At 64.1% G+C, this 23,426-nt stretch carries 24 protein-coding genes; 8 read left to right on the top strand and 16 right to left on the bottom strand.

All coding sequences use genetic code 11. The annotated features are described in order from the left end of the window. Nucleotides 1–267: 267 nt before the first annotated feature. The 5 genes from ABC419_RS14670 to ABC419_RS14650 all read right to left on the bottom strand — a co-directional run bounded on the left by ABC419_RS14670 (nt 268) and on the right by ABC419_RS14650 (nt 5,785). Nucleotides 268–1,213 (bottom strand): IS630 family transposase gene (locus ABC419_RS14670; protein ID WP_376745491.1). Its coding sequence is split into 2 segments (ribosomal slippage): nt 268–877 and nt 876–1,213, totalling 948 coding nucleotides; the frame shifts between segments, so codons are not numbered across the junction. A gap of 96 nt (nt 1,214–1,309) precedes the next feature. After that, nucleotides 1,310–1,504 (bottom strand): hypothetical protein, encoded by a 195-nt coding sequence (locus tag ABC419_RS14665; protein WP_296563227.1) that lies wholly within the window; start codon nt 1,502–1,504, stop codon nt 1,310–1,312. Nucleotides 1,505–1,733: 229 nt separating this feature from the next. After that, nucleotides 1,734–4,106, bottom strand: coding sequence for a heavy metal translocating P-type ATPase (locus ABC419_RS14660; RefSeq protein ID WP_412876990.1), 2,373 nt, complete (start codon nt 4,104–4,106; stop codon nt 1,734–1,736). A 627-nt stretch (nt 4,107–4,733) separates the two neighbouring features. Next, complete coding sequence (locus ABC419_RS14655) at nt 4,734–5,042, bottom strand: helix-turn-helix domain-containing protein (RefSeq protein ID WP_303682699.1); 309 nt, start codon at nt 5,040–5,042, stop codon at nt 4,734–4,736. Nucleotides 5,043–5,203: 161 nt separating this feature from the next. Then, entirely contained in the window at nt 5,204–5,785 is a 582-nt protein-coding gene (locus ABC419_RS14650; RefSeq protein WP_412876991.1) for a hypothetical protein, read from the bottom strand. 83 nt (nt 5,786–5,868) lie between these two features. Here ABC419_RS14650 and ABC419_RS14645 point away from each other — a divergent pair, with 83 nt between their 5' ends. The 6 genes from ABC419_RS14645 (at nt 5,869) to ABC419_RS14620 (ending at nt 11,955) form a co-directional block, all read left to right on the top strand. Beyond that, nucleotides 5,869–6,153 (top strand): helix-turn-helix domain-containing protein, encoded by a 285-nt coding sequence (locus tag ABC419_RS14645; protein ID WP_313635171.1) that lies wholly within the window; start codon nt 5,869–5,871, stop codon nt 6,151–6,153. 174 nt (nt 6,154–6,327) lie between these two features. Beyond that, nucleotides 6,328–7,338, top strand: a complete 1,011-nt coding sequence (locus tag ABC419_RS14640) for a nucleoid-associated protein (RefSeq protein ID WP_303682701.1) — start codon at nt 6,328–6,330, stop codon at nt 7,336–7,338. Then, nucleotides 7,331–8,701: a hypothetical protein gene (locus ABC419_RS14635; RefSeq protein WP_303682702.1), complete on the top strand. Its 1,371-nt coding sequence runs from the start codon at nt 7,331–7,333 to the stop codon at nt 8,699–8,701. The genes ABC419_RS14640 and ABC419_RS14635 overlap by 8 nt, the downstream gene beginning before the upstream one ends. 162 nt (nt 8,702–8,863) lie before the next feature. Next, entirely contained in the window at nt 8,864–9,475 is a 612-nt protein-coding gene (locus tag ABC419_RS14630; protein WP_303682703.1) for a cation efflux transmembrane domain-containing protein, read from the top strand. 43 nt (nt 9,476–9,518) lie between these two features. After that, the gene (locus tag ABC419_RS14625; protein WP_312161283.1) at nt 9,519–11,531 is read left to right on the top strand and encodes a TonB-dependent receptor plug domain-containing protein; all 2,013 of its coding nucleotides are present in this window, start codon (nt 9,519–9,521) and stop codon (nt 11,529–11,531) included. Between the two features lie 22 nt (nt 11,532–11,553). Beyond that, the gene (locus ABC419_RS14620) at nt 11,554–11,955 is read left to right on the top strand and encodes a MerR family transcriptional regulator (protein WP_303682705.1); all 402 of its coding nucleotides are present in this window, start codon (nt 11,554–11,556) and stop codon (nt 11,953–11,955) included. On the opposite strand, the gene ABC419_RS14615 is transcribed toward ABC419_RS14620, so the two are convergent. After that, nucleotides 11,952–12,302, bottom strand: a complete 351-nt coding sequence (locus ABC419_RS14615; protein ID WP_303682724.1) for a MerR family DNA-binding protein — start codon at nt 12,300–12,302, stop codon at nt 11,952–11,954. The two genes, ABC419_RS14620 and ABC419_RS14615, sit on opposite strands and share 4 nt — an antisense overlap. A gap of 124 nt (nt 12,303–12,426) precedes the next feature. Here ABC419_RS14615 and ABC419_RS14610 point away from each other — a divergent pair, with 124 nt between their 5' ends. Beyond that, nucleotides 12,427–12,813, top strand: coding sequence for an MFS transporter permease (locus ABC419_RS14610; RefSeq protein ID WP_303682706.1), 387 nt, complete (start codon nt 12,427–12,429; stop codon nt 12,811–12,813). Next, complete coding sequence (locus ABC419_RS14605; protein ID WP_303682707.1) at nt 12,810–13,028, top strand: GDCCVxC domain-containing (seleno)protein; 219 nt, start codon at nt 12,810–12,812, stop codon at nt 13,026–13,028. The genes ABC419_RS14610 and ABC419_RS14605 overlap by 4 nt, the downstream gene beginning before the upstream one ends. A gap of 36 nt (nt 13,029–13,064) precedes the next feature. On the opposite strand, the gene chrA is transcribed toward ABC419_RS14605, so the two are convergent. The 10 genes from chrA to ABC419_RS14555 form a co-directional block, all read right to left on the bottom strand. Next, nucleotides 13,065–14,216, bottom strand: coding sequence for a chromate efflux transporter (gene chrA / locus ABC419_RS14600; RefSeq protein ID WP_303682708.1), 1,152 nt, complete (start codon nt 14,214–14,216; stop codon nt 13,065–13,067). Nucleotides 14,217–14,400: 184 nt separating this feature from the next. Then, complete coding sequence (gene arsH / locus ABC419_RS14595; RefSeq protein ID WP_303682709.1) at nt 14,401–15,147, bottom strand: arsenical resistance protein ArsH; 747 nt, start codon at nt 15,145–15,147, stop codon at nt 14,401–14,403. Then, nucleotides 15,144–15,584 carry an arsenic resistance N-acetyltransferase ArsN2 gene (gene arsN2, locus ABC419_RS14590; RefSeq protein WP_303682710.1) on the bottom strand — a complete coding sequence of 147 codons (441 nt, stop codon included), beginning with the start codon at nt 15,582–15,584 and terminating at the stop codon, nt 15,144–15,146. The genes arsH and arsN2 overlap by 4 nt, the downstream gene beginning before the upstream one ends. Beyond that, nucleotides 15,584–16,669 carry an ACR3 family arsenite efflux transporter gene (arsB, locus tag ABC419_RS14585; RefSeq protein ID WP_412876992.1) on the bottom strand — a complete coding sequence of 362 codons (1,086 nt, stop codon included), beginning with the start codon at nt 16,667–16,669 and terminating at the stop codon, nt 15,584–15,586. The genes arsN2 and arsB overlap by 1 nt, the downstream gene beginning before the upstream one ends. Next, complete coding sequence (arsC, locus tag ABC419_RS14580) at nt 16,669–17,091, bottom strand: arsenate reductase (glutaredoxin) (RefSeq protein ID WP_303682712.1); 423 nt, start codon at nt 17,089–17,091, stop codon at nt 16,669–16,671. Before arsC ends, arsB begins: the two co-directional genes overlap by 1 nt. Before the next feature lie 7 nt (nt 17,092–17,098). After that, nucleotides 17,099–17,434, bottom strand: a complete 336-nt coding sequence (locus ABC419_RS14575; protein WP_303682713.1) for an ArsR/SmtB family transcription factor — start codon at nt 17,432–17,434, stop codon at nt 17,099–17,101. Nucleotides 17,435–17,554: 120 nt separating this feature from the next. After that, complete coding sequence (locus tag ABC419_RS14570) at nt 17,555–18,883, bottom strand: tyrosine-type recombinase/integrase (RefSeq protein ID WP_303682714.1); 1,329 nt, start codon at nt 18,881–18,883, stop codon at nt 17,555–17,557. 438 nt (nt 18,884–19,321) lie between these two features. Then, nucleotides 19,322–19,867 (bottom strand): hypothetical protein, encoded by a 546-nt coding sequence (locus ABC419_RS14565; protein WP_289648532.1) that lies wholly within the window; start codon nt 19,865–19,867, stop codon nt 19,322–19,324. A 42-nt stretch (nt 19,868–19,909) separates the two neighbouring features. Continuing rightward, complete coding sequence (locus ABC419_RS14560) at nt 19,910–20,860, bottom strand: hypothetical protein (RefSeq protein ID WP_412876993.1); 951 nt, start codon at nt 20,858–20,860, stop codon at nt 19,910–19,912. A gap of 2 nt (nt 20,861–20,862) precedes the next feature. Further along, nucleotides 20,863–23,400, bottom strand: coding sequence for a fimbria/pilus outer membrane usher protein (locus ABC419_RS14555; protein ID WP_412876994.1), 2,538 nt, complete (start codon nt 23,398–23,400; stop codon nt 20,863–20,865). Nucleotides 23,401–23,426 lie beyond the last annotated feature (26 nt).

Here is a 23,426-nt window from a genome sequence, read left to right as displayed (position 1 = left end):
GGCCATTCCGGGTTGGGACGGCCAGATGGCTTAAGCGAGACACTCCCCACGCAAGGAGCACTTTATCGGTGTCAGCCAAACTGGCTGACAGTGCCACCGGCGCTCCCGCTGGTGTGAGCCGGACTGGCCGAGGGTGACAGCACCATCGGCACCATCATTAGAGTTTTTGGTGACGCCCGCCCGGGCGGAGGCGGAGAAACCACTGGCGACTGCATTCACAGGGGCTGATGGCCGAGACGGCCTTTACACCGCTAGACCATTCGGCGCTCAAGTTGGTTCGTATCCGTCGTGGCGGAAGTAGTTGGCGCATTCGGTTGGCGTGAAGGCTTTGATGACCTCAGCGATGCGGTCCCAGAGGGCATCGACGGTTCGTTCGCCGGCGCTTCGCAACAGGGTCTTGAACTTGGAGAAGGCCAGCTCGATGGGGTTGAGGTCGGGCGAGTAGGGCGGCAGCAGCATCAGCCGGGCCTGCCGGGCCTCGATCCGCCGCCTGACCTCGTCACCCTTGTGGGCGGGCAGGTTGTCCATGACGACGATGTCGCCCGGCCTCAGCGTCGGCCCGAGCACCTTGTCGATATAGACGAGGAAAGCCTCGCGGTTCATGGGGCCGTCGAGCACGAAGGGCGCGGTCAGACCGTCATGACGCAGGGCGGCGGTGAAGGTGGTTGTCTTCCAATGACCGAACGGCTGGCGGGCCAGGGCGCGCTGGCCTCTGGGGGCGCGGGCATAGGCCCGGACCATCTTGGTGTTAGCTCCCGTCTCGTCGATGAACACCAGCCGGGCCGGATCAAGATGGGGCTGGTTGGCCTTACACAGGGCGCGCGCCTCGGCCACGTCGGGCCGCGTCTGCTCGCTGGCGTGCAGTGTTTTTTTTGACGGTGATCCGATTGCGCTGGAAGAACCGCCGGATCGAGGCCTCGTTGGTCCGAACCTCCCGGTCGTCCAGCAGCCGTTGACCGATCTGGGCCAGCGTCAGGTCGTTCTCCACCGCGATCAACGCCAGCAGCCAGTCCGTGTGCGGCGCCAGCGGCGACCGTGGCTTGCCGCCCCGAGGTCGCTGTCCAATGCCCCCCGTCTGCGCCTTCAGCGTCACCCAGCGGATCGCCGAAGACACCCCCACCTGGAACCGGGCCGCCGCCTGGTGTCGAGACATCCCCGCCGCCACCGCCGCGACCACCCGCTCCCGCAAATCGTCCGAATGCGCCTTGCCCATCATAGCCTCCCAGATCAGAGGCCGATGGACTCATGGTTCGCACGCCAAGGGAATCCCCGCCCGATCACATTCGATTCAACTCAGCGACCGATTGCTCTAGGCGTGCTCCAGCGCCACGAACAGCGGAATGACCAGCAGGAAGGCCAGGCCGTCGCGGAGGTTGGTCAGCAAGAAGGAAGACCGCACTTCCAGCGTCTCCTGATCGCGCCATTTGCTGAAGTCGGACCACAAACGCGGCATGCGCGCCACATAGGCAGCATAGGGCTCGTCGAACACCGCGTGCCCAGCCATTCCTCCCCGCGCCGCACGGTGGCGTAGAAGGCAACCACGGCGATCAGCAGGAACAGGATGATTGATCCTGTCTCCGCGCTTTGTCGAAGGCGCTGATCAAAGCCAGGCCACGGTCTCGATCATCTCATGCAGGCCGCGTCCTCCACGCAGAGTCTGGCTGAACGCCACCAGCACGCCCCTGCGCAACAGTTCAGTTCCGTCCCGCCATCGGACCTGGTTGTGCTCCTACTCACAGCCGCACGCGGTTGAGGCGCAGTGCGTTGGTCACGACGCTGACGGAAGACAGCGCCATCGCCGCCGCCGCGATCATTGGCGAGAGCAGGATGCCGAAAAAGGGATACAGAACCCCCGCCGCGATCGGCACTCCGGCGGCGTTGTAGATGAAGGCGAAGAACAGGTTCTGTCGGATATTCGACATCGTCGCCTTACTCAGTTCGCGAGCCCGGACGATCCCGTTCAGATCGCCTTTCAGAAGCGTCACGCCCGCGCTTTCCATGGCGACGTCGGTGCCCGGCCCCATCGCAATGCCGACGTCGGCTGTCGCCAGCGCAGGCGCATCATTGACCCCGTCGCCAGCCATGGCGACGATACGGCCTTCCTGTTTCAGCCGCGCGACGACAGCGGCCTTCTGATCGGGGAGCACATCAGCCTCGACGGCGTCGATGCCGAGTTGACGCGCGACCGCTTCGGCCGTCGTGCGGTTATCGCCCGTCAGCATCACCACGGTGATGCCATCGGCGCGCAAGGCGGTGAGCGCTTCGGCCGTGGTCGATTTGACCGGATCAGCAATGGCAAACACCCCTGCGACCATGCTGTCGATGCCCATGAAAATCGCGGTCGCCCCATCCGTGCGAAGTTGGTCGGCCTGCGTCGCAAGGGAAGAGGTGTCGATCCCGGCCTCTCCCAGAAAGCGGGCATTGCCCAGCGTGATGCGTCTGCCCTCAATCGTTCCCACCGCGCCCTTGCCCGTCGGCGAATCGAAGTCGCTGACGGAGGGGATTTCGATGTTGCGGTCCATCGCCGCGTTGACGATCGCCAACGCGAGGGGATGTTCGGACGCCCGTTCGACCCCGGCGGCGATGCGCAGCAGTTCTTCCTCCTCAAAACCCTCTGAGACGATAATCCGGGTGACGGCAGGCTTGCCCTCGGTCAGCGTCCCGGTCTTGTCGACGACCAGGGTGTCGACCTTCTCCATATGCTCCAGGGCTTCAGCGTTCTTGATGAGGACGCCGAGGCCGGCGCCTCTTCCTACGCCGACCATGATCGACATCGGTGTCGCCAGCCCCAGCGCGCAGGGGCAGGCGATGATCAGCACCGCCACCGCCGCGACCAGTCCGTGCGCCAGGCGGGGCTCCGGTCCCCATATGCCCCAGGCGACGAAGGCGATCACCGCGACCACCAACACCGCCGGCACGAACCATCCGGCGACCTGGTCAGCCATACGCTGGATCGGCGCTCGCGACCGTTGCGCTTCGGCGACCATCTGGACAATGCGGGCCAGCATGGTGTCACGGCCGATCTTGTCTGTGCGGATTACCAGCGCGCCGCTCTGGTTCATCGTCCCGCCGATCACCGTGTCGGCGACCGTCTTGGTGACCGGCATGGATTCGCCTGTCACCATCGATTCATCGAGCGCCGAGCGGCCTTCCTCGACGACACCATCGACCGGCACCTTTTCACCCGGCCGCACGCGCAGCCGGTCCCCGACCACAACCAGTTCGAGCGCGACTTCCTCTTCGCTGCCGTCATCGGCGATACGCCGCGCGGTTTTCGGTGCCAGGTTGAGCAGGGCCTTGATCGCGCCGGAGGTCCGCTCGCGCGCCCTCAGTTCGAGAACCTGCCCGAGCAGCACCAGGGTGGTGATCACGGCGGCAGCTTCGAAATAGACCGCAACCGACCCGTCCGAGGCCCGGAAGGCGGCCGGGAAGATGTCCGGCATCAAGGTCGCAATGACGCTGTAGCCCCAGGCCACTCCTGTCCCCATGGCGATCAGGGTGAACATGTTGAGATTGCGGGTCTTCAGCGACGCCCATGCGCGTTCGAAGAAAGGCCAGCCTGCCCAGAGCACGACCGGCGTCGCCAGGACGAACTGAATCCAGATCGACAGCTTCATGGGCACGAGATGATGCAGCGCGGGGAAGAGATGCGCGCCCATTTCAAGGACAAACACGGGAAGGGTCAGCACCAGTGCAACCCAGAACCGGCGCGACATGTCGGTCAGTTCGGCGCTGGGGCCAGCGCCTGCGGTCACCATCTCCGGTTCGAGCGCCATGCCGCAGATGGGGCAGGCCCCAGGGTGATCCTGTCGGATTTCCGGATGCATCGGGCAGGTCCAGATCGACCCCGCCGGGGCTTCCACAATCCGATCAACAGACGGACTCAGGTAATGTTCAGGATCGGCGACGAATTTTTCTCGGCAGCCTGCGCTGCAAAAATGGTGATCATGGCTGGCATGGGTGGCGTGGTGGGCCGTCTTCTGCGGATCGACGGTCATGCCGCAAACCGGATCGACGGCCGTGTCGGAGATTCCGTCCGGCCCGTGCTGTGCATGACTTGCGGACCCATGAGGTCCAGCAGATGCGTTGTGTTTCGACTCGGCCATGAGCCGCCCCTTTTCAATCGCAGATCGATCCGGCGCCCGACCCGATGTCGGGCCGACAGTTGTTGATCCTAGTGAACCATGAAGCAACGCGTCTGCAAATCTTCAAAGCCGAGGCATAGGTGACGCCCTTTTCCCGAACCACCGCTGGAACCACCTCCACATTTTTGGAACGCCGCGTGTCGATGCGAACGACCAATCCTATCAATTTCAGCGGGTCTGGTCCAATCGAGACCAGCCGGGGATTGGGGTAGCCTAAGCGGCTCAATCGATTATCGGCATTCTTCGGAAGTGGTCGGCGGCAGGCCATCGGTTCAGTGCCAGGTTTGGGCGGTGCGCATCATGCCCTGGGTGACTTGAGGAGGCACGGTCGGGATATCGACTGGAGTCGCGGCGTACGTCCCGGACGGGGCCAGGTCCAGGTGGAAGCGGTGCGGGTAGCCGTCGAAGCGAACCTCCCTTGAGCGCGGCGCGGGTAATCCGACCGTGGCCGTTCTGGGGGAGCTGGCCGAGGTGCTCGGGGTCCGTCCCGCCGACCTCTACAAAACTGAGTCGCGGTCTTCGTTACCGCCCCAAGGGGCCGGCACCACATAGCGGCGCTCTAGGAGTTTTCGCTTGGCCGACGTGGAATCAGCGGCGCGCCGCTGGCCGCGCTTGGCGTCGCATTGTCACAGGGTAAGCGTCATAGGGTTGATGCCGAATCGCCCGTGCTTCGCGGGTATTGGACGCCATGCGCGCGGTCATATGCTCCATGAGGTCCGACAGTTGGTAACGCGGGTCTCGGCGCAGCGCGGCCGAGTAGCGAGGGCCGTGCCCCCGGAGGCGCCATTTCGACAGCGTCTCCACCTTCACGCCCATGTAGGCGGCGGCCTCTTCAGCTGTCAGCCAGCGATTCTCTAGCGGCGTCAGGCTGGGTGCGTCACGTTCGTCGGTCTTCATGGCTCTCTCCTTGGGTTCGTTGCACGTCTCCTATGGGTCGGTGCGCGGTTAGCAGTTCCTTCATGAAAACTTAACTAAATGCGTTAGTCAAGTTGTGATGTCGCGGTTATTGGAATAAAAGTTCAGTTAATTCTGTATTAAGGTAACTTTATTCCAAACGACTACTTGTTCGACTTGATTGGAAACTCTCGGAACTTCCGCTCCAGAAACTCGGCAACCACCACCCACGGATTGTTAGGGGAGATTTCCCTTGCCGCCTTCTGTTTGACTTCAACCAGCAGGGCCTCACGTTCCATGTAAGCGGCCACGGCTGCATACGCCGATCGCCGGCAGCGAGGCCCTGCCTGACTCAAGCGCAGAACCTCCCCCAGGCTGCGATTGCCCTTCAACCGATTGGCCTGGTCGCAGATAACCCTGACATTGCCAGGCTGGTAGCCTTTTGCGGGGTCAATGCGATCCAGAGACGGCGAGGCGTCAGACCGCGCCTCGCCCACGATCAGAGGAAGACCCAGAACCGGACATCTTGTCGGCAAGACAATGTCCTGGCGGCGGAGGGAGTAAGGAATCCCCTGCCGTCTGGCGCGCTGCTTCGCCCGCTCAAGGATCGCCTTTGCCGGACGGGTCTTGCGCATGGTGCTCAGGTAGCCCCGCATGTAGGCGGCGTTACATTTTTGGCAGGTCGCGCGCATCGTCGGCTTGCCGTGGAGCGGACAAACTGGCGGATCGCGTTTAACGTCGTTCATGGTCACCTCCCTCGCGTACGGTTGGTGCTAATTATCAACTATGGTGCTATTGGTCAATCATGCAGCCGAATCATAATGCGGACGTGCGCGACGTGGTCGTTACCGGCGCCCAACTGCGCGCTGCCCGAGGCCTTCTGAACATGTCCGTTTCTGATCTCGCTGAGCGGACGGGCTTGGCGCTAAACACGGTGCGTAAAGCCGAGAGCACCAACGCCGCCGCTCCAGTCACAGCCGCCAACGCAAAGCTTCTGACCTCCACCTTGGAGGCCGCCGGCGTGATGTTCATACCCGCTGGCACGCACGGCGCCGGGGTTCAGCTTCAGTCGCCGGATCAGGAGCCGCTCAAGCGGCGGCGTCCCTCGAAATAGGCTGGCTCGGCCCGTCGGCTGGTGAAGATGAGGCCGTAGGGCCTTGATCCCCGTGCGCACCCATGTGCTGCGAAGGACTCGTTCAACGAGTCAACCGTAGCATTCAGGATGGGGTGTTGTAGGTTGCTCGCCGGGGGGAGGCCCTGAGCGGCCTCGATGCGAGGGGACCAATCGATGGCCAACACGATAATTCACGCCGCCATCCATGATCTCGTCAAGGGTGAAGACGGCTTTCGTGTGCAGATGGGCAATGGCGCGCTCACTGTGACAACGACGGCGCAGCGCGTGATCGACGATCTGTACGAACTCTACAGCCGACGCGCGTCTAAATCGCACGGCAAGTTCTCGACGGCCGCCGACGCGGCGCCGACGGAGGCGCATGTTCGTGCTTATGCCGACGGCGGCTACAAAGACTTCGCCGAACTGACCGGCAGCCTGATGGAGACGTTGAAGCACCAGGCTGGGTTGAGGAACGCCGCCCAGGGAGGGCATGTCTTCTTCGCCCATTTCACGCGAGATGGCCGAAATTATCTGCTGGTCGTTATCGTCAATGACAAGCTCGGCGCGGCCCTTACCAACACCTACGACGTCGCCGACGTGCATCACCTCGACGTAGACGGGTTCCGTTTCGCCGGCCGGGTCAATCTCGAAGGATGGGCTGCCAAGGACGAACGGTACATCGGCTTCCTCAAGGGGAAGGGAGCCGTTTCGGAGTATTTTAAAGCCTTCCTTGGCTGCGACACCACAGTTCAAGATCGCCAGGACACCACAGACCTTGTGCGCACGCTGAAGGCATTCGCCATAGATCAGGGCCTTGTCGGTGAGGCGAAGGATGACTTCCTGAACCGTGCCAAGACGATCTGCAGCCGCTCGGCGAGGAGTCGATCCGAACTTGAGTTTGAGGCCCTGGCGAATGAGTTGATGCCGAATTCGCCGCGCGTCCTACTCGACGTCCTGGTCGATCCGGATCGTCAGTTGAATGACCGGTTCGTCCCCGACGGACGGGCACTGAATGGCTTGGTCCGATTTCGCGGCAAGACCGCTCTGTGGTCAGTCGAATTTGATCGCGAGGCTCTGACAAGCAACAAGGTGCGGTATGACGCCGCCGAGAACAGCCTGACCCTCGTAGGTCTTCCGGACGAACTCGCCGCCCAGCTTCGGGGGGAGTTCAACGTCGATGCCTAACCTGCGGTTCGATCAGCTCGTCGACGTCTACCGCAACATCGCGTTTGATGCGGATGGAGTGGAGGGCGATCTGACGATCGCAACGGCAGAAATTCTCGCCAACCTTCAACTGCTCGAGCAGGATGCTGTTGCGGCCGACGACGCTAACCTAGCGGTGCTGGTCGATGAACTGCCTGGTGTTGGCGACGTGGTTCCGGTGCGTGCTGGAGCGCCTCGCATAGGCACAGGGTTGCTTGTGCGGACCCTTGACGACCTTCTCCGGGCGCGTGAAGCGCGCCTTCATGAACCCGCTCGATACTACATCATCGACGGCGCGGTCGATCATACGACGGTTCCTGTGCCGTCGAGGATTGCAGCGTATCGAAAGGTTCTGGCCTTTGTGGCTCTGGTGTCAGAGTGCGCGGCCTACGTCGACCCGCTGAAGCAGGAACTGGTCTTCTTCAGGGACCGAAAGGTGGTCATACCTGTCCACTACGATGCGTCGGCGCTGGCGCGGGTATCGGTGCCGGCGATCGACGCCTTGCTGGCCCACTTTACTGACGACGTTCACAGGGATCAGAAGCGGGCGATCCTCGCTGAAACGCTCATCACGACGGCAGAGCCGCAGCCGCTGGCCGACCGTTTTACCTACCTTCTCGACAACGCCGAAGCGCTCAACGATGCGGTGAAGAACGGCTACAGCCTCTTTGCTTCAAGCTTCTCCTACGCTCGAATTCGGGGCGAGATCGAAGCGGCAAAGGTCGAGTACGTCTCCAAAATCCACAAGACGTTGATCGACATCCAGGGGCAACTGCTCGGCATTCCAATCGCCACGGTGGTCGTGGCTTCCCAGCTTAAGGCATCGACGGGCTGCGATCTGGAGGCCTGGACCAACCGCGCGCTGCTCGGGGGCGTCTGGATTTTCGTCGTCCTGCTAGCGGTAGCGATCGTCAACCAGTGGCTAACGCTGGCTGCTATCGGTGAGGATATCGATTCCCAGGGAGAGCGGCTGAACACTGACTACGCTGCGATCAGCGAGCGCTTCTCCGGTGTTTTCGCGGGGCTCAAGCGCCGCATTCGGTGGCACTACGCAGTACTGGTGTTCGTCGCTGGCATTGCGATCGCAGGGGCTATCTTCGCCACCGCAGCCTATTTCAGGGTGACAGAGACGCCTGGCCGCTGCCCAGCTTCTCTCACATCGCCAACGACGGCATCACATTCAGCGTCCAAACTGTCTGAAGCGCAGGCCTTCGCGCCTATGGTGAGCCCGACACCGACACCGACACCGACACCGACACCGACACCGACACCGGCACCGGCAGCGGCAGCGGCACCACCCGCCCCGCAGCGCGCTTCTCAGTCCACGCCCGCCAACCCGCGCTAAACATCGGCCAGGTCCATCGCAGGATACGTCGACCGAAGGTCGCGTTTGGACGGCAGTCCCGCTTGACCCTCTAGCTACTACAGGGTGCAACATACCTTTATGGCGAACTGCTGCGGCGACGATCTTTGTGCGGATGAGCGGCCCCCGGCAGGTCGATGGCGTTTGGCGCTGTGGCTGGCGCTGGCGATCAATGCCGGCATGTTCGCGGTCGAGGGCGTCGCCGGGCTGTTGTCGGGGTCGGCGTCGCTTCAGGCAGATTCGCTCGATTTCCTGGGCGACGCCGCCAACTACGGCATCAGCCTGGGCGTCGTGGCTCTGGCTCTGGTCTGGCGGGCGCGCGCGGCGCTGCTGAAGGGCGCGACCATGCTGGTCTTCGGCGGCTGGGTGGCCGTCATCACATTGGTCGGTGTCTGGCGCGGCGAGACGCCTGAGGCGCAGGTAATGGGTGTGATTGGATTGGCGGCACTGATCGCCAACGTGGTGACCGCCGTCATGCTGTTCGGGTTCCGAAAGGGCGACGCCAATATGCGGTCTGTCTGGATTTGCTCGCGCAACGACGCCATCGGCAATCTGGCGGTCATGCTGGCGGCGCTGGGCGTGTTCGGCACGGGGTCGCGCTGGCCCGACCTGCTGGTCGCCGCGGTCATGGCTGGACTGGCGCTACAGGGCGGTTGGCAGGTGGCCCGCCACGCCCGTGCTGAGTTGAAGACCGTCAAGGCGGCCCCTGCGCCAGCCCCGTTCAAAGTCGAATCGCGTCACAAGCCGGTCGCCTGACCCGACAGCGCCTTCCTGTTTTTCCGAGATTACTGGAGCCTTGGTGTCCTCTTCTTTCATTTCGCTTCGCAATGGCCGCCGCGCGGTTTTGGCGGCAGTCGCCGCCACCCTGGCTGTCAGTCTGTCGGCTCCCTCAGCCTTCGCGCAGGACGCTGAACACCATGATGACGAGCAGGAGCACGGGCATGACGAGGCGACCGAGGTCGAAGACATCATCGTCCAGGCGACCCGCTCGGGCCGCCGCATTCAGGACGAACCGATCCGCGTCGAGGTCATCGGCCGCGAGGAGATCGAGGAAAAGCTGCTGATGACGCCCGGCAACATCGCCATGCTGGTCAATGAGACCGGCGGCGTGCGGGTTCAGGTCACGTCGCCCGCGCTCGGCGCGGCCAATATCCGTATGCAGGGCATGAGCGGCCGCTACACCCAGCTTCTGGCCGACGGTCTGCCCCTGTACGGCGGTCAAGCGTCATCCCTAGGCGTGCTTCAGATTCCGCCGACCGACCTGGGTCAGGTTGAGGTCATCAAGGGCGCGGCGTCGGCGCTGTATGGCCCGTCGGCCCTGGGCGGGGTCATCAACCTGGTGTCGCGTCGACCGGGCGATGAGGTCGAGGCCGAGGTTCTGGCTAACATCACCAGCCGCGACGGGCAGGACCTGACGGCTTACGCCTCGGCGCCGTTCAAAGGGGCGTGGGGGCAGTCGATTGTCGGAGGCTATAATCGCCAGAGCCGTCAGGACCTGGATGGCGACGGTTGGAGCGACATCGCCGCTTATGAGCGCTGGTCCGTGCGCCCGCGCCTGTTCTGGGAAGGCGACAATGGCGGTGATGCCTTCGTCACCGTCGGCGCCATGACCGAGACCCGCAGCGGCGGGACCGAGCCGGGCCGCACCGCGCCCGACGGCCGTCCCTTCGTCCAGGCCCAGGACACCGACCGCTTCGATGCGGGCCTGGTGGCTCGCCTACCTGTCGCCTGGGGCACGGCCCACATCCGCGCCTCGGCCATGACCCAGGCCCACGACCATCAGTTCGGCGATGTGTTCGAGCAGGACCGCCACGACACCGGCTTCTTGGAAACGTCGCTGGGGTCCGAGGTCGGCGCCACGACCTGGCTGGCCGGCGCGGCGGTTCAGGTCGACGCCTATCGCTCTGAGACCTTTTCCGGCTTCGACTACACCTACACGGTCCCCGGCGTCTTCGCGCAGGTCGAGCACGAGTTGACGCCCGACCTGACCCTGGCGGGCAGCGCGCGCTTCGATCAACACAGCGAATACGGCGGCCAGTTCAGCCCGCGCCTGTCGATGCTGTACCGGCCCGGTCCCTGGACCGTCCGCGCCTCGGTGGGGCAAGGCTTCTTCGCGCCAACGCCCTTCGTCGATGTTACCGAGGCGACCGGCCTGTCGCGGCTGGAACCGCTAGACGGGCTGAAGGAAGAAGTCGCCCGCACCGCCTCCCTGGACGTCGGCTATCGGCGGGGGCGGATCGAGGCCAACCTGACCCTGTTCGGCTCCGATCTGGACGACGCCATTCGGGCGGTAAACGATGGCATGGACCGCGTGCGCCTGATCAATGTCGAGAGCGTGACCCGGACGCGCGGGGCCGAGGCCCTGCTGCGCTATCGCCAAGCGCCGTTCACCCTGACCGGCAGCTATGTCTTCGTCGATGCGACCGAGCCGGACGACAACGGTTTCGCCCGCCGCGACACGCCCGTGACCCCGCGTCACACGGCGGGCTTGGTCGCCATGTGGGAGGAGCACGACCGGGGCCGCTTGGGGCTGGAAATCTACTACACCGGCAAGCAGACGCTGGAGGACAGCCCCTATCGCAGCGAAAGCCCGTCCTATGTCGAGGTCGGCCTGCTGGGCGAGGTCATCTTCGGACGGGTCAGCCTGTTCCTGAACGCCGAGAACCTGTTGAACGTGCGCCAGACGCGGCATGATCCCCTGCTGCTGCCGCAACGTGCCGCTGACGGCCGCTGGACGGTCGACGCCTGGGGCCCGACCGACGGCTTCACCGTCAATGGCGGCGTGCGTCTAAGGTTCGGCGGCGGACACTGAGGCGGGAAACGGAGGGGCCGTAATGGCGCTGAGCATCGGCGAACTGGGGCGGCGGACCGACACCAAGGTCGAGACGATCCGCTACTATGAGCGGATCGGCCTGCTGGCCGCGCCCGCCCGCACAGAGGGCAACTACCGCGCCTACGGCGAGGCGGAGTTGAACCGCCTCTCCTTCATCCGACGCGCCCGCGATCTGGGCTTCTCCATCGAACAGGTGCGCGACCTGCTGAACCTGTCGGATCGGCGCGACCAATCCTGCGCCACGGTCGATGAACTGACGCGCGCCCACCTGGTCGAGGTCGAGCGCAAGATCGCCGACCTGGAGGCCCTGCGTCGTGAGCTGGGCGCCCTGCTGTCCCAGTGCCGCCAGGGCACGATCTCGGACTGCCTGATTATCGAGGCGCTAGGTCCTCGGTCCGTCTAAGCGGGGGGGGCTGAGCCCAGTTCCTCAATGACAGGACAGCGAATTTGTCCTCCGTCGCCGCAGTCAGCGACCGTCTGCTTCAACAGGGCCTGAAGGCGTTGCAGGTCGGCGATCTTGGCTTCGATGCTGACAAGGTGATCCTGAGCCATGTCCCGCACCTCGCTGCAAGATTGGAGCGTCGGTTCGCTCAACGCGATCAGGCGACGGATAGCGTCAATGCCGAACCCGAGTTCGCGAGATCGGCGGATAAATCTCAGCCGCTGGGCGTGCTCGGGCTCGTAGCACCGATGGCCGCCCTGAGTTCTGGCAGGCGCAGGCATCAACCCGATGCGTTCATAATAGCGCACGGTCTCCAGGTTCACCCCGGTGCTGAGGGCCAGGCGGCCGATGGTTAAACCCTGTCTGGACACGCTCTTGATCCCGTAGTGGCTACGGGTTGTAGGCTGTATCAGAAGTCAGACAGGATAGCCCATGACGACCGATCAAAACCGTCCCCATATTCCCGAAGTCACCGTCAGCGCCTCAGCGGCGGTCGGCGGGTTCGCTTCCCTTCTGGCATGGGCGGCCTGCTGCGTCCTGCCGTTGGCGCTGTCGGTCGCCGGGGTGTCATTCGCGGGCGTTACTGTGCTCGCTGGAGCGCGTCATTGGCTGACTCCGATCGCCGCCCTGGTTCTTGCCGCCGGCTGGCTGCTGCACTGGCGCCGCTCCCGGATGTGCCGACGCGATGCGGCCTGCGGCCGACCTTCGCGGCTGGCCTTCTGGCTGCTTGTCATCGCCACGCTGCTGATCGTGCTTTCCCTGGCCTGGGAGCCCTATGTCGAGCCTTGGCTTCTGCCCCAATTGGCCGCCGTTAAATGAGCGCGTCGATCCTGCTCCAATCCACGCTGACCTGTCCGCATTGCGGTCATGTCGCGACCGAGACCATGCCCACCGACGCCTGCATCTGGTTCTACGACTGCCTCGGTTGCGGCGTGAAACTGAAGCCCTTGCCCGGCGATTGTTGCGTCTTCTGCTCCTACGCCGACGTGCCGTGTCCGCCGATCCAGGAGGATCGCAAGGGCTGTTGCGGTTAGGGAGATCGGTCAGCGGCCGGTTGAATGGCAATCCCCTCAGAAGGCGAGGGCTCCCGCCAGACCGGCCGCGACCAAGGTGATAGGTATCGCCAGTTGCGCCCGCCAGCGGTAGGCGGCGACTAGGGCGGCGCCGAAGATCGCCAGGGCCAGCGGCCAATACGGAACAGTGCCGACCAGAGAGGCCCCCAGTTGAAGGACGGTGGCGACGATCAGGCCGACGACGGCGGCGGCGACGCCGTCCAGCAGGGCGTGCAGCGACCTGTTCTCGAGGACCAACTCCAGCCGATCATAGAAGATGAGGGAGAAGCTGAAGGCCGGAAGGAAGATGCCGGCCGTCAGCGCCATAGCGCCTGGAAACCCGCCGCCGGCATAGCCGACGAAGGTGCCGAAGATGATGAGGGGCGCAGGGATCACCTGGGCCAGGGCGACGCCGTCCAAGAACTGGCCGTCGCTGATCCAGCCGCCTCTTGCGGCGTCAGCGCGCATGACGGGGATGGCGGTGTAGGCGCCGCCGAAGGTCAGAAGACCCGCCTTGAGGCCGGTGAAAAATAGAGCGGCGACGGACACGCTCATCGGCGCGAGGGCCGCCGCCGTGACAGGGGGCGCTCCGTGGTCGTTGAGCCAGTAGCGCACCGCCAGACCGGCCGAGAGCGCTATGAGGAAGAGCACGGCCGCTTCAAGACGACGGCCCCTTTGGGCAAGGGCGTAGGCTGCGCCGGCGGCCGGCAGGATCAGCCAGAAACTCACGCCCAGCAGCGAGGCCGCGCAACTGGCGGTGCCGATGAACCAGAGGCTGCGGTCGACCATGACGTGCCGGCCGATCCGGTGGGCGGCTCGCACGATCACGGCCAAAACAGCGATCTGAACGCCGATGAAGGCGCTGGTCATCCAGCCCGACTTCACGCCGATCGAGAAGTAGAGCCAGGCCAGCCCCAGCATCAGCACGAGGCCGGGCAGCATGAAGCCGAGCCCGGCGAGGACGCCGCCGATCCGGCCTCGGGCCCTCATGCCCAGGTGGACGCAGAGTTCATGCGCCTCCGGGCCAGGTAGAATCTGAAGGACGGCGAGCAGCCGATTGAAGCGCTCGCTCGACATCCATCGACCTTCGTCGATCAGCCTGTGTCGGATCATGGCGATCTGGGCGACGGGACCGCCGAACGCCAGGGTGCCGAAGCGCAGAAACTGCATGAAGAGGGCCCCATAACTCAGATGCGGGGGGCGAAGTTCACCAGGGCCGTCGGACGTCATCTGGACATAGCCAATCTCCTGGGGGCCTGTAACCACAGCGGTGGCATCATGGCTTCTTTCGCAGATCATCGCCTTCCAAAACTCGCCTCGTCAGACAGTTCGACATGCGGATTAAACTGAAGCGCTAAGCCGACCTGATCGCGATGGCGGACAGATCATTGGCCGCATCGATCGGCACGCCTGAGGATTTCCGTTCGGAATAGCGATCCACCAACTGGCCAGCATGGGCGCGCGTCAGGACGGTGAAGCGCACCAGTTCCTCCATCACATCGACGATGCGGTCATAATAGCTGGACGGCTTCATGCGGCCGTCGTCGTCGAACTCCATGAAGGCCTTGGCCACGCTGGATTGGTTGGGGATGGTGATCATCCGCATCCAGCGGCCCAGGAGGCGCAGGGTGTTGACGGCGTTGAAGCTTTGCGAGCCGCCGGAGACCTGCATGACGGCCAGGGTGCGGCCCTGGGTCGGGCGCATGCCGCCCATGTTGAGCGGCAGGTGGTCGATCTGGAGTTTCATGATCCCGGAAATCTGGCCGTGGCGCTCGGGGCTGCTCCAGACCATGCCTTCCGACCACAGGGCGTGCTCGCGCAGTTCGTGGACGGCGGGATGGTCGTCGTAGTCGACCTGATCGGTCAGCGGCAGGTCGGATGGATCGAAGATACGCGTCTCGCAGCCCATGAAGCGCAGCAGGCGCGCGGCTTCCTCGACGCACAGTCGGGAAAAGGACCGATCCCGCAGCGAGCCGTAGAGCAGCAGGATACGCGGCGGATGATCGTTCGGGCCAAGACCGAGTGCAGGCTGGCTGGACAGGTAGGCCGGGTCCAGCGCTGGTAGGTGGTCGGGATCGGGCAGGTCGCGAAGACGGGTCATTGAGTACGCAACTCCTTGAACATGAAAGCCGCCGAGGCCGGGCACAGAGTGCTGAACTGCCGGGAGGCGGCGATGGCGGCCGGCGCAGCCGAACGCGGCAGGACGACGTAGCCCTGTCGCTGGAAGAAGGCGGTCGCCGTGGTCGTGAGCAGGTAGAGGGCGGTCGCCTTCTGCTCGGCCGCGCTGGCTTCCAGCCATGAGAGGACTTCCGCGCCCAGACCACCGCCGCGACGGGCATCGACGACGACCATGGAGCGGATCAGGGCGTCGTGGCCGATCTGCTCTAGTCCGCCGTAGCCGATCAGTCCGGCATCGTCCTCGAAGCGGTAGAAATGACGGCCGGGTTGTTGGAGGTCGTCCGTCGGCAGGTCGGCGGCTTTGAGCGCAGCGATCAGGTCAGGGGTGGGCTCGGGCAATGCCAGGACGTTGAAGGCCATCAGCATGCGTCCTTCTTCGGGGCTGTCGCGGGGAAGTAGCGGCGGCCCAGCCACAGGGCGACCGAGACCAGCAGGATCAGCACCGGCACCTCGACCAAGGGGCCGATGACGGCGGCGAAGGCGACCGGCGAGGCCAGCCCGAAGGCGGCGATGGCGACGGCGATGGCCAGTTCGAAATTGTTGGAGGCGGCGGTGAAGGCCAGGGCCGTGGTGCGCGGATAGTCCGCCTCGATCAGGCGCCCCATCAGGAAGCTGACCACGAACATGACGAAGAAGTAGATCGTCAGGGGGACGGCGATGCGCAGGGCGTCCAGCGGCAGGGCGACCACTTCGCCGCCCTTCAGGCTGAACATGGCGACGATGGTGAACAGCAGGGCGATCAGGGTGATCGGAGCGATGCGCGGCAGGAAGCGCGTCTCGTACCAGTCGTTCCCCTTCCTCGCGACAAGGGTCCGCCGGGTCAGGAAGCCGCCGAGGAAGGGCAGGCCCAGATAGACCAGGACGGCGCCGGCGATGGTCCAGACGCTGACGTCGACTACGCTGCTCTCCAGCCCGAACAGGGGCGGCAGCACGGTCAGGAACAGCCAGGCGTAGAGGCTGAAGAAGGCGATCTGGAAGATCGAGTTGAAGGCGACCAGGCCCGCCACATACTGGTTGTCGCCGCGCGCCAACTGGTTCCAGACTAGCACCATGGCGATGCAGCGGGCCAGGCCGATCAGGATGACGCCGGTCATGTATTCCGGCTGATCACGCAGGAAGATGACCGCGAGGGCGAACATTAGCACCGGCCCCAGCGCCCAGTTTTGGAACAGGGACAGGAGCAGCACGCGCTTGTCGGCGAAGACGCGCGGCAGTTCCTCGTATTTCACCCGCGCCAACGGCGGATACATCATCAGGATCAGGCCGATCGCGATGGGGATGTTGGTCGTGCCAACCGACAGGCCGTCGATCCAACTGGGAAGGCCCGGCACAAGCGTGGCCAGCAGCACGCCCAGCGCCATTGCCGCGAAAATCCACAATGTTAGCCAGCGGTCCAGGAAGGACAGGCGGCGCTGCGGCTGTTCAGTAATCACGGCATTGACCATCAGCGGACCCTCCGACCCTCGGCGTCGACAACGACTTCCCCGTCCTCCTTGGTGAAGGGTTTCAGACCTTCGGATGGCAGAAGATCGAGAACCGCTTCAGACGGCCGACACAGGTTCACGCCCAGCGGCGACACGACGATGGGGCGATTTAGCAGAACCGGATGGGCTTCGACGGCGTCCAGAAGTTGATCGTCCGTCAGGGCGGGATCATTGAGGCCCAGTTCAGCGAAGGGCGTGCCCTTTTCGCGCAGCAGGCTGCGCAGCGGGGCACCCATGCGCTCTGCCAGTTCCAGGATCATGGCGCGGCTGGGCGGCGTCTTCAGATACTCGATGACATGCGGCTCGATCCCGACGTGGCGGATCAGGGCCAGGGCGTTGCGCGACGTCCCGCAGGCGGGGTTGTGATAGATGACGACGTCCATGATGACCTCAGGCGCGGCAGGGCGAGAGTTCGGCCAGCAGCGGCTCGCACAGCTCGGCGCGGCCCTGGCAGCAGTCCTTCAGCAGGAACAGGACCAGCGCCTGGAGGTGGTCCAGGTCAGCCCGGTAAATGATCGACCGGCTGCGCCGCTCCGAACTGATCAGACCGGCGCGGGACAGAACTCCGAGATGCGCCGACATGGTGTTGGCCGGCACGGCGAGGGCATCCGCGACCTCGCCGGCGGGCAGACCCTCGGGCTCGTGCCGGACCAGCAAGCGGAAGGTCTCCAGCCGCGTCGGCTGCGCCAGGGCTGCGAGGGCAAGGATGGCAACTTCTGATTCCATATTTCCAATATTATGGAAATATGGTGCGCACCGCAAGATGCACTTGGCGTGCAAAACACGCTCGCCCGCCCGCGATCATCGTCGCGAGCGAGCGAGCGCGCAGAGCCGGAGACGAGGCGATCAATCCGCCTCATCTTCAAGGCGATCCAGCAAGGCCGAAAGGCGTCCGTGAGTCAGGCAATCGACCTCTGCGCTCCATGCGGCATGAGCCTGCGCCATGTCGGGCAACATTTCACCCACGTCGTAGAGCTGGGAGGGACTGTGGTCTTCGCCGACATGGTTGATCACGGCCTCAGCAACCTCATTGGCAAAGCCCAGCTTCTTACGAACCTGCGTTCGTCCGTAACGTCGACAGTCGTAGAGTTCGATGTCGCGATCATCCAGCACGCCGCTCGCGATGATCTCGTTGCGATATCGCGCCCAGGCCGCAGACAAGGACTGCTCATTGAGATGCCGACCGGGTTGCGCGCCCGGAAACAGGTACTGGCTGTCACTCATCGCCATAGCGATGCGGATCAACCGAAGCGCCTGCTCCGAAAGCGGGATGTGATACGGATATCCGGTCTTGGTGTAATCATTCGGGATGATCCAGATACGCCGATTGAGATCGAAATGATCTCGCTTGGCGCGCGCTATGTCGATCGGACGCTGCAACGTCAGCATATAGAGCAGGATCGCGAGTGGAATCCGCCGCCAGGACTTCTGTTGGCAACGCTGCACCAAAACGCCGCAGAAGAGATTGAACCGGCCTTCATCGAGGCGGCCACGACGCTTCGCTCGGCGGATGGGAAACAGGCACGGGAAGTCACCCGGATTCCGGCTGGCAATCTCTTTGTTCACCGCACGTCGGTAGACGCGTTTGATTGCTCGGTGGCACACATTCGCTGTGGTTTTACCGTTTGCGCCTTTGCGACAATTCCGTGCGGCGATCTGATTCTTGATAGAGGTAAGCAGGTCGAGCACGCACTGGACCGTGATCGTCTCGAACTTGCGGGCGCCCAACTCAGGATAGACATAGCGGCGGAGGTAATAGACGTCATCGTGTTCCGCCGCGCCGGGTCTTAACGTGCTTTTGCTTTCAATGTAGTCCTCCATAATGTCGCCGAAAGTTGTCAGCTTAGGCACCCGAGCATCCAAGCGCAGCCGCCGCCTGGCCTCCACGGGGTCGACATCGTGTGCTTCGAGGTCGTTGAGCGCGGCCTTGGCAACAGCCCTAGCGCTGTCGATAGTCACCCGATCGGCTTTGCCAATGGCGTAGTCGCCATCTGAACCATCAAGCTTGGTGTAACGAAGAACGAAGCTAGGCGTGCCAGCACGACTAAACTGAAGATACAATTCTGGAACGCTGGTGTCCCAGTAGCGCCGTGCCCGTTGTTCGGGCGGCAGGCCGACAAGGTCGTCGACAACGCGGTTGGTTAACCGCAGTCGGGTGGGGATAGACGTAGTCAACTGATTACCTCCGTAGTGGGAAACGGAGGAAGTTCCGCAACGGCTGGGCCAGTCAGAGAGGAATCTGAACCACCGCTGGAACCACCATCAGTGGTCCTAAGTGGGCATCCGTGGTCCCAATTGGTCCCATGGATCGTTCACAGCCTAACTGCCTGTATTTTATCCCAAAATGATGCACGTCGTTGATGTCGTTAACCATTTTGGGACAGGCGTGTTTCTGTCTCAGCTGTAGATGTATCTCCCCTTGTGGGAGAAGGTGGCCCGTCAGGGCCGGATGAGGGGTGTCGGCTCTGCGTTTGATCGGAAGCCGCTAACCTGTTTCCTCGCACCCCTCATCCGTCCGGCTTCGCCGTCCACCTTCTCCCACAAGGGGAGAAGGCTCTGAGAGTGCTACCGCCTTCGGCTGCTTGAGCACCCTCTCCCACAAGGGGAGAAGGATCAGGCCACCGCATAGCGGGCGGTGATCCCGTCCGGCTGGAAGTCGTGCTGCGCCAGCCGCTCCAGCGAGGCCAGGACGCGGGCCAGGAAGTCTTCGGGATCGCCGTCCTCGATCGCCGGGCGCAACCAGTCGGTGACGAGGGCGCGCGCGGGATAGGTTCCAACCGGGCCGGGGACGCTCAAGGCCACCTCGATACCCTCGGCGATCCAGCCCGCCACAGTGACGAAGAACTCCATCCCCGCCAGGAAGTCCGAGCGGCGCAGGACATAGAGGGTGATCACCCCGTCCTCGACCCCGTCGGGCCGCACGATCACGCCGCTGCGGTCCGGGCGCCAGTTGTCCGATAGTTCGACCGCGCGCCACAGGCAGAACCACACGCGGCAGGTCTGCGGCCGGATTTCGTGCACCGAGCACCCGGCCCCATCGACGCAATAGCCGCACAGCTCTCCCGTCGGCTTGGCCAGTTCAGGCAGGTCCAGCGGGATCACGCGACAGCACTCGACGCAGCCGCCACAGGTCCGGTCGGGAAGAAGGGGAAGACTCATGCCCGCCCCTTAACCGAAAACCTGGCGAAAAGCGCCTGCGGCTCAGATCGGCGCCACGGTCAGTTCGATCAGGTCGGAATAGAGACCGGCCCGACGCCGCGCCGTCTCACCCACCTGCAGTTGTAGATCATATGCGTCTTCGCCCAGGCCGGTGCCCTTGCGGCTCTCTACCTGACCACCCGTGCCCAGGTTAATGGAGCGGCTGCCCAGGCTCAGGCGGTAGGGCACCCACCAGGACGAGTCCTCGGCCAGCACCAAGCGGCCCTTGTTGCGCGACGACACCGCGACGCGATAGCCGCCGGTGCTCTTGACCCACACCTGCAGCGGCAGATTGGTCCCGCCTTCGGCCAGTTCGCCCAGTTCGATCCGGCCGCCGCCGTCCGTGCGGGTGAATGCGCCGCGCAGGCCCATGACGGCCGACGGCTGGACGTTGAGCGCAAGCACCAGCAGCTTCTCCGCTGAAATGCGATTGTCCTTGGCGCGGAAGGCGAATTGCACCGGCTGTTCGAACAGGCCGTCCTGGCTGAGTTGATCGACATCGACTTCAAGACGATAGCGGCGCGTGACGCGCGCGCCCGGCTGAAGCGCCAAGGCCGCTCCGCTTGAACGGGCTTGGGATCGGCCGGCTACCGGCGTCAGGTTCGCCGCGGAATACTCGTCCGTCAGGCTGTAGGGCAGGGTGGACCAGCGGCCGCTCGGTCCTGTGGTCGGCCGCAAACCGAACGGCTGTCCCACAGTGTTGACTTCCACCTCGCCCTCACAGGCGGCTGCACCGTCGTTTGACCAGGCGATGTCGAAGGTGGCGAAGGCCGCATCGTCGCCATAGGGGTCGTAGCCGCGGATCTCCCATCGCGCCTGCTGAGGCTCGATCCTAACCTGGCAACCGGGGGCCGGGCGCGACGCCTGCGCCGTGGCGGCTCCGGGCGCCGCGAGCGACGCGATCAGCGCCATGCCGGCGAAGGCGGACGACGCACGTTTTTGAAGAACGCTCATGCTCAATCTCCTTCAGGCGCAGCGATGTCGACGTGGATGACACGCAGATTGTAGAGGCCGTCGTTGTCGCCCGGAACGGTAAAGTCGAAGCCGCCCCTGGGGTCGGTGAACAGTTCGACGCGATAGCGCCCGCCCGGCTTAAGCCCCTGGACGGCGAAGCGACCGACGCTGTTGGTGAAGAAGGGCTGGGAAGGGGCGTCCGGTTCGTCCAGGGCGATCACGCGACCGCCGATCAGCGACAAGGGGGTCGGGCCCGCGGCTCCGCGCCCGGTGACGGAGCCCACGGCGCTGACGAAGGCGTCCGAACCGATCTCGAAGGCGTAGCCGCTGCGATAGGCCGGCCGCACCCGCCGGACACCCTCGCCGATATCGTAGCCGGCCGGTACGTCGATGACGTCGTAATAGACGGAATCGTTCACGTATGATCCCAGGTAGGGATAGAGCACGGGGCCAAGGGGGCCGCTGGCCGCTGAATAGCGGCCGTCGCGCAGGACTTCGCCGGCGATGACCGGACGGCCTTCCAGGCTGGGGTGGCCGTACAGGATGGCGAAGCTGTCGGCGACGCGCCGGCCAATGGCGGCCTTGCCGCCCGCGAAGGCGATGGCCGTCGAGACGCTGGCCGTCGTGACCTGCTGGTCGCTGATGGAGCCGAAGTCCTGGCCGTATCCCGCGTGCGAGACCGAAGCGTTGAAACGGTTGCCGACATAGTCGACGCCGCCCGTCAAACTGGCGGGGCCGTCGTCATAGGTGGCGATAGCGGAATAACCGATCGAACCCGCCAGATTTTCGGGGATCTTGTAGAAGGAGGCGCTGGCGCTGTTCAGGTTGGAATCGTAACGCGCGTCAGCGCGCACGTCGCTGGACGGCCGCCAGGTCAGGGCGAAGGTAAAGCCCCAGCCGTCGCGGTCGCGGCGGCCGCCGGGCGTGTCCTCATATTTGAGGTAGTTCACGCCCGCCTGGGCGCTCCACTGGCGATTGATGGCGTAGTTGGCCGTCAGGTCCGAGCGGAAGGAATCCCCCAGTCCGGCGTTGTCTCGCGATTTGTTGTAGGCCAAGCCCACGCTGCCGTAGAGACGATCGGAGAAGACGCGAGAATACTGGCCATAGGCCTGCCAGGCGATTGGGTTGGACGCGTCCGGGTCCGAAAGCGTCGCAAAGCCTTCCGACACATGTTCGAACTGGAGCGTGAAGAAGTCCGAGGTCGTGGGGCGGTCGATGTAGAAGTCGTAGGCTGCGACCAGGGCGTAGCCGCTGCCGGCCGTGTTGCTGTTGCTGGCGCCGGCCTGAAGGTTCAGGCGCGACCCGTTGCGCAGGATGAATTGGGTCTGGGCGTTGGCCATCTGGACCCGTTCGCTGGCCTGAAACCCGACGCCTAATGCGGGCCTGTCGATGAAGGCTTTGCGCCAGTAGCCGGTGAACGCTAGGTCGCCATCCGAATAATCCGGCTGGCCGAAGCTGGGCCGCCCGACGACACCGAAGTAACCACCATACTCATATTCGCCGGGGTCGAGGTCGATCGAGTCGATATAGGCGCTGTAGCGATAGGACTGTGATGCGCCGGATCCGTCCACCACTACGACTTCCAGGTCGTTGCTGCCTGTCTGTACCGGCAGGTTGGAGAGGTCGTACTGGCCAGGATCCAGGCGCAGTTCGCGCACTAGGGCGCCATTGCGCAGGATACGGACGGTGGATTCGCTCTGCAGCAGCAGTTGGCGATCCTGACGGAACACGTTCGGACGATAAGGATCGAAACGCCGTCTTTGGCGCGTCACCCCGACGCCGCCGACATCGGCATACCCCTGCAATCCGCGGAACTCGGGGTTGAGGTCGCCGACGGTCCAGCGCCTGTATTCCTGCGGTTGATCATAGACAAAACGGGCGTAGCGCCTCAGCCATTCATAGTCGCCGGATCCCAGCGTTTCGCGTCCCTGAACTTCGGCTTCCAGAACCAGGCCCCGCCAGCGGCCGGCCCCGTTTAGATAAACATTCGGCGCGGGAGCTTCGCTGGTTGCGTGACGATAGCTCCAGGACGCCGCCGCGTTCAGAAAGGCCGAGAAGGGAAGGGGAGACGCGCCTGCTTCTTCGGGGCCGCCGCGTTCGAACAAGACTTCCAGGCGGCGCAGGTTGGGGGCGATGCGCACTACCAGCAGAGACAGGGCCGTCGGATCGTATTCGAGCGAAACGCCCTGATCTGCCAATTCGTCGCCTTCGAAACCCTGCTGACCGGCCAGCTTCATCGTGAGCGCCGCAGCGGCCTCATCGGTTAGCAGGGGAGCGATCAGTTCAAGAAAGCCCGCTGAATCGACGATGAAACGGTCGTCGCGCGTTAGCGTTACCGGCACCTCCCCCAGCGGCCGCCGATTGAAGGTCAGAGGCGCGGTCAGGGTGATGTCGCGGTTGTAGGGGTTGATGTTCGGCCGAACGGCGGCCGCAGGCGCTGCGTCGGTCTGACCCGTGGACGCTGTCTGAACGTCTGCTTGATCCGGAGCCTGAAGCGTGGCGCCGGTTGCGACGCTTTCCTGAGGCGAATCCTGGAGCAAGGGAGGGGCCGTGATGATGGGCGCGT

Source organism: Brevundimonas phoenicis (assembly GCF_047237745.1).
GTDB lineage: Bacteria > Pseudomonadota > Alphaproteobacteria > Caulobacterales > Caulobacteraceae > Brevundimonas.
The sequence above is the reverse complement of the archived record's forward strand: the minus strand, read 5'-3'. Positions and strand labels throughout refer to the sequence as shown.

Excerpts from the sequence above, each read along its gene's own strand:
- ABC419_RS14665 (WP_296563227.1), bottom strand. The coding sequence starts at position 1,504 with ATGGCTGGGCACGCGGTGTTCGACGAGCCCTATGCTGCCTATGTGGCG.
- ABC419_RS14660 (WP_412876990.1), bottom strand. The coding sequence starts at position 4,106 with ATGGCCGAGTCGAAACACAACGCATCTGCTGGACCTCATGGGTCCGCA.
- ABC419_RS14655 (WP_303682699.1), bottom strand. The coding sequence starts at position 5,042 with ATGAAGACCGACGAACGTGACGCACCCAGCCTGACGCCGCTAGAGAAT.
- ABC419_RS14650 (WP_412876991.1), bottom strand. The coding sequence starts at position 5,785 with ATGAACGACGTTAAACGCGATCCGCCAGTTTGTCCGCTCCACGGCAAG.
- ABC419_RS14640 (WP_303682701.1), top strand. The coding sequence starts at position 6,328 with ATGGCCAACACGATAATTCACGCCGCCATCCATGATCTCGTCAAGGGT.
- ABC419_RS14635 (WP_303682702.1), top strand. The coding sequence starts at position 7,331 with ATGCCTAACCTGCGGTTCGATCAGCTCGTCGACGTCTACCGCAACATC.
- ABC419_RS14620 (WP_303682705.1), top strand. The coding sequence starts at position 11,554 with ATGGCGCTGAGCATCGGCGAACTGGGGCGGCGGACCGACACCAAGGTC.
- ABC419_RS14610 (WP_303682706.1), top strand. The coding sequence starts at position 12,427 with ATGACGACCGATCAAAACCGTCCCCATATTCCCGAAGTCACCGTCAGC.
- ABC419_RS14605 (WP_303682707.1), top strand. The coding sequence starts at position 12,810 with ATGAGCGCGTCGATCCTGCTCCAATCCACGCTGACCTGTCCGCATTGC.
- chrA (WP_303682708.1), bottom strand. The coding sequence starts at position 14,216 with ATGCAGTTTCTGCGCTTCGGCACCCTGGCGTTCGGCGGTCCCGTCGCC.
- arsH (WP_303682709.1), bottom strand. The coding sequence starts at position 15,147 with ATGACCCGTCTTCGCGACCTGCCCGATCCCGACCACCTACCAGCGCTG.
- arsN2 (WP_303682710.1), bottom strand. The coding sequence starts at position 15,584 with ATGGCCTTCAACGTCCTGGCATTGCCCGAGCCCACCCCTGACCTGATC.
- arsB (WP_412876992.1), bottom strand. The coding sequence starts at position 16,669 with ATGGTCAATGCCGTGATTACTGAACAGCCGCAGCGCCGCCTGTCCTTC.
- arsC (WP_303682712.1), bottom strand. The coding sequence starts at position 17,091 with ATGGACGTCGTCATCTATCACAACCCCGCCTGCGGGACGTCGCGCAAC.
- ABC419_RS14575 (WP_303682713.1), bottom strand. The coding sequence starts at position 17,434 with ATGGAATCAGAAGTTGCCATCCTTGCCCTCGCAGCCCTGGCGCAGCCG.
- ABC419_RS14565 (WP_289648532.1), bottom strand. The coding sequence starts at position 19,867 with ATGAGTCTTCCCCTTCTTCCCGACCGGACCTGTGGCGGCTGCGTCGAG.
- ABC419_RS14560 (WP_412876993.1), bottom strand. The coding sequence starts at position 20,860 with ATGAGCGTTCTTCAAAAACGTGCGTCGTCCGCCTTCGCCGGCATGGCG.